Annotated in this window: 14 protein-coding genes; 7 read left to right on the top strand and 7 right to left on the bottom strand. The window is 57.3% G+C overall.

Annotated features, from left to right (window positions below):
- The first annotated feature begins 127 nt into the window (after window positions 1-127).
- Window positions 128-532: a DUF2721 domain-containing protein gene (locus tag NF78_RS01870; protein ID WP_035988425.1), complete on the top strand. Its 405-nt coding sequence runs from the start codon at window positions 128-130 to the stop codon at window positions 530-532.
- A gap of 9 nt (window positions 533-541) precedes the next feature.
- Here NF78_RS01870 and NF78_RS01865 read toward each other — a convergent pair whose 3' ends face one another.
- Window positions 542-1,093: a hypothetical protein gene (locus NF78_RS01865; RefSeq protein ID WP_035984554.1), complete on the bottom strand. Its 552-nt coding sequence runs from the start codon at window positions 1,091-1,093 to the stop codon at window positions 542-544.
- Window positions 1,094-1,629: 536 nt separating this feature from the next.
- Between NF78_RS01865 and NF78_RS01860 the strand changes: the two genes are divergently transcribed.
- Complete coding sequence (locus tag NF78_RS01860; protein ID WP_035984551.1) at window positions 1,630-3,063, top strand: ion transporter; 1,434 nt, start codon at window positions 1,630-1,632, stop codon at window positions 3,061-3,063.
- A 140-nt stretch (window positions 3,064-3,203) separates the two neighbouring features.
- Here the strand turns inward: NF78_RS01860 and NF78_RS01855 are convergent, their stop codons facing one another.
- Entirely contained in the window at window positions 3,204-5,159 is a 1,956-nt protein-coding gene (locus NF78_RS01855) for an iron uptake porin (RefSeq protein ID WP_035988424.1), read from the bottom strand.
- Window positions 5,160-5,707: 548 nt separating this feature from the next.
- On the bottom strand, window positions 5,708-7,138 hold the full coding sequence (locus NF78_RS01850; RefSeq protein ID WP_035984550.1) for a uracil-xanthine permease family protein: 1,431 nt from the start codon (window positions 7,136-7,138) through the stop codon (window positions 5,708-5,710).
- A 604-nt stretch (window positions 7,139-7,742) separates the two neighbouring features.
- On the opposite strand from NF78_RS01850, the gene NF78_RS01845 reads away from it, so the two are divergent.
- From NF78_RS01845 to NF78_RS27905, 3 genes are all read left to right on the top strand, one after another.
- Complete coding sequence (locus NF78_RS01845; RefSeq protein WP_197064740.1) at window positions 7,743-8,549, top strand: antibiotic biosynthesis monooxygenase; 807 nt, start codon at window positions 7,743-7,745, stop codon at window positions 8,547-8,549.
- Window positions 8,550-8,777: 228 nt separating this feature from the next.
- Window positions 8,778-9,569, top strand: a complete 792-nt coding sequence (locus NF78_RS01840; RefSeq protein ID WP_035984547.1) for a YoaK family protein — start codon at window positions 8,778-8,780, stop codon at window positions 9,567-9,569.
- A gap of 72 nt (window positions 9,570-9,641) precedes the next feature.
- Complete coding sequence (locus tag NF78_RS27905) at window positions 9,642-10,259, top strand: Spy/CpxP family protein refolding chaperone (protein WP_156119601.1); 618 nt, start codon at window positions 9,642-9,644, stop codon at window positions 10,257-10,259.
- 152 nt (window positions 10,260-10,411) lie between these two features.
- Here NF78_RS27905 and NF78_RS01830 read toward each other — a convergent pair whose 3' ends face one another.
- Window positions 10,412-11,626, bottom strand: coding sequence for a DUF4336 domain-containing protein (locus NF78_RS01830; RefSeq protein WP_035984545.1), 1,215 nt, complete (start codon window positions 11,624-11,626; stop codon window positions 10,412-10,414).
- A gap of 327 nt (window positions 11,627-11,953) precedes the next feature.
- Here NF78_RS01830 and msrB point away from each other — a divergent pair, with 327 nt between their 5' ends.
- On the top strand, window positions 11,954-12,367 hold the full coding sequence (msrB, locus tag NF78_RS01825) for a peptide-methionine (R)-S-oxide reductase MsrB (RefSeq protein WP_035988416.1): 414 nt from the start codon (window positions 11,954-11,956) through the stop codon (window positions 12,365-12,367).
- Window positions 12,368-12,635: 268 nt separating this feature from the next.
- Here the strand turns inward: msrB and NF78_RS31725 are convergent, their stop codons facing one another.
- Together NF78_RS31725 and NF78_RS01815 are read right to left on the bottom strand one after the other, a co-directional pair.
- Window positions 12,636-12,836, bottom strand: coding sequence for a hypothetical protein (locus NF78_RS31725; RefSeq protein WP_035984543.1), 201 nt, complete (start codon window positions 12,834-12,836; stop codon window positions 12,636-12,638).
- A gap of 298 nt (window positions 12,837-13,134) precedes the next feature.
- Window positions 13,135-13,377 carry a hypothetical protein gene (locus NF78_RS01815; RefSeq protein WP_052049605.1) on the bottom strand — a complete coding sequence of 81 codons (243 nt, stop codon included), beginning with the start codon at window positions 13,375-13,377 and terminating at the stop codon, window positions 13,135-13,137.
- Here NF78_RS01815 and NF78_RS01810 point away from each other — a divergent pair, their 5' ends adjacent.
- Entirely contained in the window at window positions 13,378-13,593 is a 216-nt protein-coding gene (locus NF78_RS01810) for a DUF2996 domain-containing protein (protein ID WP_052049602.1), read from the top strand.
- A gap of 28 nt (window positions 13,594-13,621) precedes the next feature.
- Here the strand turns inward: NF78_RS01810 and NF78_RS01805 are convergent, their stop codons facing one another.
- On the bottom strand, window positions 13,622-13,924 hold the full coding sequence (locus NF78_RS01805) for an alpha/beta fold hydrolase (RefSeq protein ID WP_052049601.1): 303 nt from the start codon (window positions 13,922-13,924) through the stop codon (window positions 13,622-13,624).
- Between the last annotated feature and the right edge of the window lie 245 nt (window positions 13,925-14,169).

The raw sequence follows: 14,169 nt of genomic DNA, 5'->3' as shown, positions 1-14,169 counted from the left end.
CCTCGCCAGCAGGAGATTAAGGCAGGTCGGCTGGATGAATCCCTGATCTAACTCCTGGGGTTTGACTACTGTTTGGCTTACCTGAGAGAGGATATCCCTAGGGATGTTCTCTCTTTTTTTGTTTGCCATGGAATTGACAACTCCGGCGCTGCTGTTTCCGGCTATCTCGTTGCTGCTGCTGGCCTACACCAACCGGTTTCTGGTGTTGGCGCAGCTGATCCGTCAGCTCCATAGCTCTGAGCGCGACTATTTTGAACAAATGGTGCAGCGCCAAATTGCTAACCTGCGCCAGCGCATTGCCCTGATTCGACTGATGCAGGCGCTGGGGGTGTCGAGCTTTATTGTTTGCACTCTGTCGATGCTGGGGCTGTTTCTTGAGCAGCAGCAGCTGGCCGAGGCCCTGTTTGGCCTCAGTCTGCTGCTGCTGGTGGCGTCGCTGTTGACATCGCTCTACGAAATTGCCATTAGCACCCGGGCGATCGAGGCGGAGTTGGCCGATATCGATGCCAAATGCCGCTATCCCCGGCGCTGATGGGAAAGCTTACTGGGTCTTGAGGGTAAGGGTTTGATTGGGCTCGATCACCACGATCCGCTGGGCGGTGGTGTTGCCGATGATTGCCCCGGCGGCGGCCCCGCCGATCACGCTGCCGACGGTCACTCTACCCCGCAAAACGCCGCTGGCGGCCGCTCCCCCGGCGGCGCCAATGCCCGCGTCGCGGAGGATGGCACCGCCAGTGGTCTCGCGGGGGTCTTTGATGTCTCGCAGCAGTTCAGATACGGCGTTGACGGCGTAAACCTGATTGCCCACTTCAACGGCGGTAGCGACGTAACGCACCCCGCCCTCGGCCGGCTCAAATCGCCCTCGAACAACGGCCCCAGCCGGAATGCTGCGTCCGTTCAGGTTGGTGGCGGCTCCCACCCGCAGCGTCTGCTCAACGGTCGCGTCAACGTTTAGGTATTGGCGTTCGCTGTTGGGGGTAATGGCTTGAATGGGCGAGGAGACAAATAGCTGAGCCCTGGCGACGGGGGCTTGGGCCAGGCCCGCTACGGGTGCCACGGTCAGAGCTAAGATGGAAAGGGGAGTTACTTTCATGGACAAGCTCCAGCAAGTTTAGAAGCATGGGCAGCCCCGAAAACAGTGCCCCCATTGCAAAGGAGAGTGGTAAGGTAAAAGGCCAGCCCAGGCCGCTGCTTTGCCACAGCCCAACGTTTACCTGGTTACCTATTACCTGTTTACCTATAAAAATGAGGACGACCTAAATCGGCTGGTGTTCCAGAACTAATGTTCTGGAGAGCGTCATTTTTGACAGATGGACCGTACCGATAGAGGTAAAACAGTTTGGTGGGTGATCAGCTCTAGTCAAAGACTGCCACCCCTAGAGGCTGTCATCAATTAGCTGCTAACCGCTCAAATCAAGGGTCACAGCCCCTGGCCTGTCGTTTGTGTCGGGCGTGGCAAGGCTTAATGTACCGGGCTTTTGCCCATAATTGATGACACGCCCTAGAGAAATTACGCTCTACTCAATCGATAACCTGGGGCTAGGGACCGTAGTTTTTATGAGGCAATCGGCGGTGGCACAATGGCAAACCCTGATCGTAACTGCTCCAGGTCGTTAGCGTTAGTGGACTATGTCTGATCTGACCGCGTCGCCGTCCCTCAAAGTTCAGCTCAGAAAGCGGCTCTACGCCCACAACACAGAGCTCGTGTTGATTGGGTTGATTGTGCTGTCGGCCCTGCTGGTGCTGTTGGAAATCGGCTCCTCGCCCGGCAGTCCTGGCTATGCCCAGGTGCTGCATCTCCAGGCGGGGCTGACGGTCATCTTCTGGCTGGAGCTGGCGGCCCGCTGGTGGCTGGCGCCCAGCCGACGGCGGTTTTTCCAAATCTACTGGATCGACCTGGTGGCGGTGCTGCCCTTTCCCCCCTCCGTTCCGGCGCTGCGGCTGCTGCGGCTGCTGCGGCTGTTTCGAGCCAGCATCCTGCTGAACCGCAATCTGGGCCGGTTTGCCCCGGCCCTGGCCCTGGGCCTGGGGGCACAGATCAGCCTGCTGGCCACCATTGGTGTAATTCTACTGATTGGAGCCCTGGGCCTTTACCTGTTTGAGGGCAGCCAAAACCCAGATCTGGACTCCCTTGGCAAAGCGCTGTGGTGGAGCATCTTTATGCTGGTGGGGACTGAACCCATTGGCGGTGAGCCAGAGACACCCTGGGGCCGGGCAATCACCCTGATGCTGATGCTGGGGGGGCTGACCCTGTTTGCGGTGGTGACTGGTCTGGTGTCGGCGACAATGGTACAGCGCCTGCGTTCGGTAATGGATTTTCGCCCTATGGAACTGGAAGAACTTTCGGATCACACGGTGATCTGTGGCTGGAACCGCAACGGTACCCATGTGGTCGAAGAATTGCTGCTCGACCCCGATATGGAAAATCACCCCATTGTGGTGGTGGCGGAGTTCACTGAAACTCCTGAGCAGGCCCTCCAGCATCTCAACCTGTCGAACCTTTACTTTCATACCGCCGACTACACCCGCATTGATGTGCTCCAGGGGATCAACATTGTCCATGCGGCCCGGGCCATTTTGCTGGCCGACACCTCGCGCCCCCGCAGCGACCAGGATATTGACGCCCGCACGGTGCTGGCGGCCCTGACCATTGAAAAACTCAACCCAGCGGTCTACACCTGCGCCCAACTGCTCGATCGCCAGAATGACGTCCAGCTCAGAATCGCTGGGGTAGACGACGTGATTGTATCCAGCGAAATCACCAGCCACATCATTGCCACTTCGGCCCGGGCCCAGGGGTCAGTGGAGGTGCTGGCCGAACTGCTGACGGTGCAGGTGGGCAACCAGATTTACAAAGTGCCCGTGCCGCCCAGCTGGGTAGATTTGCCCTTCTGGCAGGCGGTCGATCGCATGAAGCAGCAGCAGGATGCCCTACCCATTGCCCTGGAGGTGAGTCAGCCCCAGCGCCGCACCCTGGTCAACCCGCCGGCCAACTATCGCCTCGCCCCCCAGGACAAGCTGGTGGTGATTGCCCGCAAAATGCCGGACAAGTTTGACGCCTGAGAACGTCGTCATGGCAGAAGAAAAAAGCCCTATCGAGCGATCGATAGGGCTGGAGATATATCGTCTGGCTGTTGAAGGAAAAACGTGATCTAGGAGCTGATATCACCTAAACGGGCTTTGACCAGACTGGAAGACACTCCTTAGAAGAGGAGCTGGGTCTGCAGGTTGAAGATAAAGATGTCGGGGTTGGTGCTGAAGTTATTGGCATCCATGATCCAGTACACAGAAGGCATCAGCCAGATGTTGCGGTTGAGCGGGTAGCGGTAGACAAACTCCAGTTCCCGCTGTTTGCCGCCATCGCCTGCCCCCGACACAAAGAACTCTCGCCCGTTGATGACCGAGAAAGGCACTAGGTAGGAAATGGTCGCCTGAGCGCCTTCCCGAAATAGGTTTGGAAAGGCTACCCCAAACTGAATCGACTGGGCATCAACACTGCCCACACCGATCCCAGTAGCCGCCTGGGTCAGGGCAACACTACCGTAGCTGTAGCGGCCAAACAGCCCCAGCCAGTTGAGCGGAGTCCAGTCGAAGTTGACCAGGAAGGTGTCGGCGGGGGCATTGGTCAGGCCTCCCCCGGCGCCGTCGTTGACAAACCCGTAGATGGGCTCGCCGAAGGTACCGCCAATCAGACCTGTTGCGTTGGGCATCAGGTTCGATCGGGTGTATAACAGCCGCAGGTTGAAGTTGTCAAAGGGACGCAGGCCAATCTGGCCGGTGAGGGTGCTGGTACCGCCAAACAGACCGACGCTGGGGTCACTGGGAGCCTTGGGGCCGCCAATGAACTCAGTATTTTCTGCCAGGTAGCCTACCCGCAGATCGAGCCAGTCGGCTACGTTCCACACCGCAACTACCCCCGTACCCCGGTCCAGGCTATTCACCTGGGTGCCACCGCTGGAGTTAAAGCTGTTGGCCCCAGTCAGGAAGAAGGTGTATCGGTTCTGGTCAAAGTAGCTGTACCAGTTGATCCGGGGACCGATATCGAGGGTGAGGTTGTTGCCCACCGGAAAGGCATAGCTTAGCTCCCGCAGGTAGACGCTAAAGTCTTGCCCAGCTGGCACCCCAGTCTGGAACTGGATGGGGGTACCAAAGGTGTTGAACAGACCCGCCGACGCCCAGAAGTTGCCCGGGCCGGTGCCGCTGCCGGTGACCAGCTGGAGCTTGAGGCGATCGGCACCGTTAAAGGAGGTGTCAAAGTTGAGCCACATCAGGCTGCCCACGTTGACCGCCGGGTTGCCGCTAACGGTTCGCACCGTCCGGGTCGGACCAGAGGCAAAAGCGTTGATCCCTTCGGCCAGCACATCGCCGCCAGAAAAGCCGCCGCCGATGTTGGCAAACACCTGACCCCGCAGCTTGGTCACGGTGGAAAACTGCTGGGCCCGGAGCTGGGCGGTGTCGGCTTCCAGCTGGTCGACGCGGCCTCGAATGGAGGCCAGCTCAGCGGCAAATTCCTCCTGCAGACGGCGGATGGTGGCCAGATCTTCCTCGGGGATGCCCGCCCCCAGGGTGCTGACGATCACATCCAGACAGGCATTGAGGCCAGCGGCGAATTCGAAGCGGGTCAGGGAGCGCTGCCCCCGGAAGGTGCTATCGGGGTAGCCCTGGAGGCAGCCGTAGTTTTCCACCAGGTTGCTCAGGGACTGAAAGGCCCAGTCGGAGGGCAACACGTCAGAGAAATCCGTGACTCGGGTAACCTGAGCCAGGTCAGCGGCCGCCGCCGGGCGCACCACGGCTTCGGTTTCGAGGCTTCCCTCCAGGTCATCCACCCGAAACATGGCGGTGGGCTCAGCGGTGTCTACGGGCTCAGCGGCCAGCAGAGTCCCTGCCGGAGCGATCGCATCAGCCCCTAGCACCGTTGCCGCAGCCATCTCTGCTGCCAATCCTGCTGGGGCAGCTTCGGCAGCGCCGTTATCGCTGCCCTCGTAGCTGGCGGCTGCGAGGGCAACTCCAGCGCTTTCGTCCAATTCTTCAAACGGCGCAGGGGAACTCGCAACCGCCGCCGTAGCGGACAGCAGCAGCACCGAAGCAGCCACTAGAGCGCGATCGCAACCAGTCAAGCAAAGGCGGGCCACAGCACGCCAGGAGAGTACGTTCACCATCAATATTTCCTCACACCAAAACACATCCACACTGTTATCGGCCCCTGGGAACTAGCAGGGTCAAAAAAGCGTCTAACCTCTCAGACCCCTTACTCAAACCTCGCTAGATGGAAACGACACTCATTCAGGTTCCTAGCGAGCCAGGAATCTGGGGCTGTTCGCTTCCAGACCGATTAAATTTGATAGACCCCAGAGACTGGGGCTAATGCCTGATGCCAATGGACAGGGCGGGACGCTTTACCGCAGGGTTCCTGAGTCTGTCGAAGGCGTTGCTGACTTAGACTACTCAAGGATTAAAAGCAGGTAAAGCACTCCGCTCTCAGTCTTTAATGCAGCCCTGAAAGATTCAATTACAGGCCAAGAGCCATAGACTTGAGCTAGAAGCCTGCAGGACTTGGCGCTGAAATTTGCTTTGCAGCCACCCTGGGAATGTCACCAATTCTGGCCAAAAGCCTTTTCCCATCGGTGTGGCTAAGCCCGATCCAACTCAACAGTCTAGGGACTGTAAAGGCGGCGGCTGAGTCATCAAAGGCCCTTGATGACAGCTCCTAGGCTTCAGAAAGCTCAGGGCTGACTTTGGTGCCAACTTTGGGCCGGCCGGGCAGAATGATGTTCAGCAAGATGGCGGTCATGCCGCCGGTTGAGATCCCTGAAGAGAACACGTTTCTGATCAGCGCGGGCTTGTCGGCAAAGATGTCAGGGGAGTAAACCACCCCTAAGCCCAGGGCCAGAGAAACCGCAACGATAACGGCAGAGCGTCGATCGAGCCCGGTCGACGCCACAATGTTTAGACCGGCTACGGCAATGGAGCCAAACATGACCAGCGTGGCACCGCCCAGAACTGGCTGCGGAATGGCCTGAAAAATACCACCAACAATGGGAATGAGCCCGAGAATGGCAAAGATACCTGCGACGTAGAAGCCCACGTAACGGCTGCCCACCCCGGTCATTTGAATGACCCCGTTGTTCTGGCTAAAGGTGGTGTTGGGGAAGGTGTTTAACAGGGCCGCGATCGCTGAATTGATGCCATCGCCCAGCACGCCACCCTTGATGCGCCGAAAGTAGGTAGCGCCAGAAACAGGTTCCCCGGATACCGCCGAAGTGGCGGTTAGATCACCGACAGTTTCAATAGCGGTGATTATGTACAGAAAAATAAAGGGCACAAAGGCAGAGAAGTTGAAGTCAAGACCGTAGCGCAGAGGCAGGGGCAGACGAATCAGCGGCAGATTGCTCAGGGCACTCAAATTGACCAGGCCCAGAGCAATGGCAATGATGTAGCCAACAATCAGACCGATGGCGATCGCGCCCATCCGCAAAAACCGATTTTGAGACAGGGTCAAAAACACCACAATGGCCAGCACCAAACCACCCAAAGCCAGGTTTTGAGTACTGCCAAATGTTTCGTTTTGCTGGGCTGCGGCACCACCTGCCAGGCTGAAAAAGCCAGTTCGAATCAAACTCAAGCCGATGATCATAACCACTGAGCCTGTGACCACCGGGGTAATCACCTGCTGCAACAGGTGCAAGAAGCGGCTCAGGATAATTTCAACGGCGGAGCCAAAAAAGCAGAGGCCGAAAATTAACCCCAGGGCATCGGTAGGGGTGCTGCCAGCGGCAACAGCCGCCGTTCCAACGCCAATGATAGGTCCCAAAAACGCAAAACTGGTGCCCTGCAGGCTCAGCAGTCCTGATCCAATCGGCCCAAACCGGCGGCACTGGATGAAGGTACAAATGCCGCTGGCAAGCAGAGACATGCTGACAATAATGCCGGTATCTTCTGGGCTCGCCCCCAGGGCTCCACAGATTAATAGGCCGGGGGTGATAATGCCCACAAAGGAAGCCAGAACGTGTTGAATGGCAACAAATATCGCTTCCCCAACCGGCGGCCTGTCGTTCAACCCGTAGAGCAGTTCGGACTGAATGCTTATTCTCTCACCATCCATCGCTTCGACGGTGGTTTCACGGTCTGCCTGTGTCATGGATTCTCCCTAAAAATGAGTTTCTTAATGGTTTTCGGCTTTGCGCCCTTGGACCCAACGACCTAACAAAGAATTACAACCAAAGTCGAGTTTTTTTGTTCACTGAGATACAAACAGCAGGTGTTTAAGACCGCCCTTTGCAGAACTTAAAAAAGCCGCCTCTCCTGACCTAACCCCCGACTGACCCTAGAAGACAAGCACCAGAACCTCAAAACCTTGCAGCTCAACAACTTTTGAATACGGTGTACTGTATACACAGCCTCCAAAAGAGTTATAGAAGAACGGCGCTGGGGGTTCTGTAGTCGAGAACACAGGACGCTGCTGCTATTCCAGGATTGGGTAGTAGATGAGGGTCAATGGATGAGGGTCAATGCCCAAAAAATCCCTCCTAGGACAGGTGCGCTTATTTTTATGCGTTAAGAGGATGCGGAAAAACGGTATTCAGGGTAACAAAAAGCTCAGGTTGCTGCCGTTAGGATGGGGCATTGAATTGGTCGTCAGGCACTGGAACCTGCCCCACGTCACCCTTGAGAGGTGTTGAAGGTCAATGGTTAAGGGTTTGGGAAGATTGTTGGGAACCTGCCTGCTAAGCTTTTGGCTACTGTTGCCTGCCGCACCAGCCTGGGCCGAGAAAGCCGTTGAGTCCATGGTCTTTAAGGCCGGGGACGGTGCGATCGCCGTTATTTCCTTCTACACCACTGACCCGGCTACTCAAAGCGAGGCGGTGAAGTCGTTTTATAAGACGGCCAAGTCATTTTACAAAGCCATTCCTGGCTTCTACGGGCTGGCGCTGTTTTCCAGTGTCGATGGTCTGCGAGCGGTAGAGCTGAGCCAGTGGGACAATCAGGCGAGCTACGAGGCCTTCCAGCGATCGCTAGCTACTGAGAGAGACGACGGCGACTACGAAACATACTACAAACAGTACGTCAAAGGTGGCTTTAAAGGCGTCAAAGACAACGCCAAGGAGAGTATTGGCCTGGGAGCCCCAACCGTGACAACCGCGTTTGCCATCGACCAGGTGATCTCGCCGCCGGGAATGGTATCGGCTATTCCCGGCAGCACGGCCCTGGTGCAAATCTCTAAAATCACCACCGGCACCCCTGAGTTCCAGGCCCAGCTGGTGACAGCGGCTGAGGACACCCTGGCCCACCTGCCCGACCTCTATCCGTCACCCCGCACTACGGTACTGCTCAAGGGCATTGAAGTTCCCCATGTGGCTCTGCTGACCTACTGGGGCAACGCCGCTGAGTTTAGTGACCTCAGCCAGGTGCCCCAGTTAGCCTTGCCAGCCCTCCCCCCCGCCCCAGAGGCAGAGGCAGAGGCTAACGAGGCCTTGGCCTTTACCACCGACAGCCACCTGTACCAGACGATCAAGGTGATCACCCCAAAAACCGACTATGGCAAGGGGTAATACCGTTATGTCTGCTACTGACGACAGGCAAACAACCGCCCATGATGGCTGCAGATGCTTCAATGGTTGGCCCATGCCCCTATCTATGACTCCCAGGTGGTTTGGTACTCCCGCTGCCGGTGGGGTTTTGCCCTTGGGGAGAACCCCACCGGTTCCGGGTAGGGTTCCGCAAATTTAAGTCTCTAACCTGACACGTTTATGTATTGCCGCACCGTTTAGAAAGTCACTATGGTCGCAAGTTCTCCTACTAAGCCTGAGTTCAGTCTGGGCCGTTACCTGCTCAGCGATGGCCCGGCTGGATTTATGCTGAGCTGGGTGGCGGGGTTTGTCGATACCTCCGCCTTCATCATTTTGTTTGGCATTTTCACCGCCCACGTTACTGGCAACATCGCCCTGGCCGGGTACGAGTTTGTGCAGTCTGACGAAGAGGCAACCATCACACACCTGCTGATGTTTCCGGCCTTTATGGTGGCGGTGGCGGCCACCTCGCTCCTGGCCCGCTATGCCCGCAAAAAAGCCTGGCCCGTTTTCGCCGTATTGTTGACGGCGGAGGCGATCGCCCTAACGGTTTTCTTGATTGTGGGCGTCAACCTTTCCCCCGCACTTATCTTTAACGTGCAGGAGGAATACATTCTCCCCATCGGTATTGCCGGGGTAGTAGCGATGGCGATCCAAAATGCGCTGATGAAGGAAGCCAAAGGGGTCTTTAAAAGCTATATCCCAACCACCGTTATGACTGGCAACACCACTCAGTTGACTATCGATCTGGTGCAGGTAGCGGTGTCAAAATTTGCCTCCCCTGGGGACGAGAAAGCCGCCTTGGCAGCCGCAGAATCGATCGAGCGAATGGGGCGAGTTGTGCCGATCATTCTAGGTTTTGGCCTAGGAGGATTGGCGGCCACCTACTTTGTATTAGTCTCTGAAACCTGGTGGAGTCTGGTGATACCGGTGATTGTGATATCGTTTATGGCAGTTGTAGCCTTTTCAGAGCACTTCAAAGCTGCGGTCGAAGAACGTTAGGTCAGGCTGGTTTGACCACAGGTACGACTTTTTTCTTTACGTTGTGTTAATTAGTACGGAGATTGCCCAAGCATGTTACGAAAGCTTTTAGCCGCGGTGCTGTGCACCTTACTGTGTACGCTGGCGTCGATAGCCCTGGTGGCAAGCCCAGTTAGCGCCAAGCCGTTTTCATTTGCGCTGCCGCTCTTTGAAAATGTTGATTTGACCGCCGAGCAGGAAGCTCTAATCGAGGAGCTACGCTCAAAGTATGTGCCCCAAATTGAAAGTACCCTTTTCCCCGAACAGCGGGAGATGTTTGAGCAGGCGATCCAAAACGGCTACAGTTTGCGTAAAGCATTTAAAGCGATGGCGCTGACCACAGAGCAAAAAGCCGAGTTGGCCGCCACACTGAAAACGGTTCCTAAAGGGAATTTGTTTGCGGCCCTGACTCCCGAGCAGAAGAAAGAGGTCTTTTTGAATAAGAAAGACATGTTTATGCCGACGCCAGACGAAATTGCTGAGCGCATCAAAGCCGGGATGGAAAGCAAAGCTACCTTCGCTCCCGATGCGCCTGGGTCTGAGATGGCACCTACCCCTGAAGAAATTGCCGAAAAGGTAAAGCTGGGCTTTGAGAAAAAGAAAGAATTTATGCCCAGCATTGAGGAAATCAAAGAAAAAATTTCCGCCAAAATGGAAGCTATGGCCGAATAAGCTGTCCGTGAACCACCGCGATAGCCATTGCGCCGTCTCAGTTCCCAACCGAAGCCGAGGTCGAGAGCCTAAGCGCAATGGCCATCGCTATAGTTTGGCTACCGTCACGTTTCTCGTTGCAGAGGCCCCTCAGGCCTCTGTTTTTTGATCGACTATTTTTTGTCCACAGAGGGCGCAGGCTGACGCGGGCGCGAAATTCCCCGGCTCAGCAAGAGGGCTTCGATCTGGCGCAACAGATCGAAGTCAGCGTTGGGTAAGCTTCCCGCCGCTGGGGTCGGTTCGGCGTACAAAAACTCAAACGCCGCCAAAAACTGCTCTGGGGTGGCGGCAATGGGCGCGGCCAGGTGGGCCGGAATAATGCGCTCAAACTTCCACGTGGCAACGGTTTTGGCCCAATCTAAAACCTCCTGGGGGCCACGGTTAAAGATCAGGGTTTGCAGGATGGGGGCCACCTGGAGCTGCCCGCGATTGTGCAGGGCCTGAAAGGACTGGGGCCAGTCGGCCCGCCAGCGGAAGGGGTAGAGACCAAAGTAGTGGCGGCGCGATCGCACCGGGGCCTGCCTGGCCTCTTTGAACATCTCCCCGGTGGTCGCTACCTCCAGGGTGCTGGGGCGAAAGTAGAAGGCGAACAGGGCAATTCGCTGCCACCCCTTGCGGCGGTTGGCGGGGGTGTCAACCATCGCTTCGGCGGCGCTGTCGCGGGCGTGGAACAGCAGCGGGAAGGGGTCGAGCTGTACGATCGCGGGCGGCTCCTCGGGCACGGCCACGATCGCATCGGTCAGCAGCAGCGTGCGGCTGGCTCGGTGAAAGCAGGCGGTTTCGCCGAATGGCCCCAGCCCCAGGTCGATGGGGGAGAGCAGGGTGTAGTCTACCTGGTCGGCAAAGGGCGCCTGGGAGCTGTCGGCGGGAAGTAGGCGGGTGCGATCGCGCGGTAGGCCCAGCCAGGGCAGCGGCAGGTTGAGCGGAAAGCTCCACTGGTTGGGGGTGACATAGACCTGGGCGGCCGGAAAGCGCCGGGCAAAGGGGCCGACAAAGACCTTGTGCTCAATCCCCGTCACCGTTGACATAAGGATGTACTTGACCGGGCCGTGGCGCTCCTCCAGCTCCCGCAGCAGGGCAATGCACTCTGGGGTTGGGGCCACGGGGGAGTACACTAGCAGGCCCGCCGGTTCGAGCCGCACCACCGTCATCCGAATGGGCACCACCACGTAGAAAATGCCCTGCACCTGCTCAAAGGTCCAGACGGTGTCTTTGACCACCTCCACCCGCAGGGTTGGTCGCTGGTCGTAGGGGTAGAGGGGCACCACGGGCCAGAAGGGCCAGGCGCGATCGCGGCGTTTGGACGGGGCAGAAACGATAGCTGACATGGCGGGCGGCGAACCTCAAGGCCTCAGAGGCTAATGGATGACGGCCCCTAGGGGTTATCAATAGTAGTCATAGCGTACTAAAGAACCGGGGGTTCAGGGGAGTTGGGGCAAATTCTCCTGGGGCTTTCAGCGTTGCCTGGGGCAGATACGTTAAGTTAAATAAAACGGGCCGCTGGACGATTGCCCGCCTCACCTCCCTAGACTCACCGATGATTTGACCTGGTCATGAAGCGACGTAAGCTCCTGGAAGCCGGGACCGCTGTGGTTGGCGGCACCTGGCTATTAAACAATTTCACCGCTGAACTTTTTTCCCAACGGATAGACGCTATGGCAACCTCTAACGAGCAATTTACTGTCAACAAAACCGAAGATCAGTGGCGCGAACAGCTGACCCCCGAGCAGTTTCGGGTGCTGCGCCAGCACGGCACCGAGCGCGCCGGGTCGAGCCCCCTCGACAAGGTCTACGGGCCCGGCACCTACAAGTGTTCGGCCTGCGGCACGCCGCTGTTTACCTCCGACACCAAGTTCAACAGCGGCACCGGCTGGCCCAGCTTCTACGCACCGATTGAGGGCGCGATCGCAACCACCGTCGATCGCTCCTTCTTTATGACCCGCGTAGAAGTCCACTGTGCCACCTGCGGCGGTCACCTGGGCCACGTGTTCCCCGACGGACCTGCCCCCACCGGCCAGCGCTACTGCATGAACGGGGTCTCCCTGGAGTTTGTGCCCGAGCAAGCCTAGGCCAGCGTTTCTTTTGAACGTTGCATTCTGAACTCCGCGTAGCGGTACCAGTCTAAGCCTCGCCCTGCGGCTGTCAACAGCAAGCAGGGCTTTTGTATTTCGTCTCTTTGAGGAGATCCAGAAACGTAAAGGCAGCAGGCGTCAGTAGCGTCTCCATAGTGATGTTTGGCGGCAACAGCAGTCAGCCCGTTCAACAACCACCAGGGACAGGATTGATGAGTGAAGTGAACCCTTAGATTCGGACAGTAGATCAAGGGAATTAAGAGATCTACTCTTTTATATCATGCTTTTTCTTTTGTTGTTCATTCCATTTTTGTTCGTATTCTTCAGGTGTTAGATAACTTAGAGAGGAATTGACCAGGAAGGTGTCGGCGGGGGCATTGGTCAGGCCTCCCCCGGCGCCGTCGTTGACAAACCCGTAGATGGGCTCGCCGAAGGTACCGCCAATCAGACCTGTTGCGTTGGGCATCAGGTTCGATCGGGTGTATAACAGCCGCAGGTTGAAGTTGTCAAAGGGACGCAGGCCAATCTGGCCGGTGAGGGTGCTGGTACCGCCAAACAGACCGACGCTGGGGTCACTGGGAGCCTTGGGGCCGCCAATGAACTCAGTATTTTCTGCCAGGTAGCCTACCCCAGCAAACCGACACGCATAACCAATGGCCTGACTTCCTTAACTGCGATCGCTATGCCCAATTGTAAGGGGATTGCTGCTAGCCAAAAAAAAGAAGGGCCATTTCGGCCCTTCTTTTTTTTGGCTGAGACGCGACCTAGTAGGTCTCTACGTGCCAGCGATGCTCTTTCTTCATCTGCTTGCGGAACTCGATCCAGTCGACACCGTGCTTGTTAGCCGCCACCGACATCCCTTCGTCGATGCCGTCTTCCATACCCTTCAGACCGCACATGTAGGTATGGGTGTTGGGCTTCTGCATCAGGTCCCACAGCTCATCGGCATGCTCAGCCACGCGGTGCTGAATGTACATGCGACCGCCCTCGGGGAGAACTACTGGCATGTGAAGGGCAAATGGCAGCGGGGCGACCGCCAGTTTAACATTGCCTTTACTAAAGACGACATTTCGAGCCCCAAGCTGTTCTACTTCGCCGACAAAGGCTCCCAGCCCAGCACCATTGAGCAGTTCATGGGTGACGAGCGCAAAATTACCCTGGACCTGCTGGTGCTCTTTACCCTACGGCGGCTCAACGGCCAGAAGTGGCTGGCGCGAAACTGAGCCCGGCGAGTACCCAGGGTGCTGGGAATCAGGGCTCTTGGCGGTGGGCGGCGAGAAACTGGCGCAGCAAACCCACCACCACGGCGGGGTGCTCCAGGTGGGGCAGCACGCCTGAGTCAGGGATTTCAATCACCCGCTGCACGGCGTTGGGATTGAGACTGGCCAACCGCTTCACCAGGGCTGGGGCCGAAAACCGTGACCCGGCCCCCAGTACCACCGTGGTCGGCGTCTGGAGCTGGCCGATATAGTGCGCCAGGTCAAAGCTGATGTCCCCATTCAGGGATGCCAGGGCGGCATATTCAGCTGTGTACTGTCGTCGGTTTGCGCTCATAGTTGCCCCCTCCTGTGGAACAAGGATACTGCTCTTAGCCTTGTGTCCGAAAATCGGGGGTCACTTCAATGAGGGCTTTTGGTTGCAATTCTTGTAACCCCTGACCGTCACCCCAGGTTAGCTCCCTAGAATGAGACTGCAATCACCGGGGCGGTCATCAATTAGCCTTTGAAGGCTTAGGTAAGGCCCAGGCATCGACAGTTACAGCCCCTAGCTGGTTGTTTTTCGGGCATAGCAACGCTACT

It is taken from the genome of Leptolyngbya sp. KIOST-1 (genome assembly GCF_000763385.1).
Lineage (GTDB): Bacteria > Cyanobacteriota > Cyanobacteriia > Phormidesmidales > Phormidesmidaceae > Nodosilinea.
The sequence above is the reverse complement of the archived record's forward strand: the minus strand, read 5'-3'. Positions and strand labels throughout refer to the sequence as shown.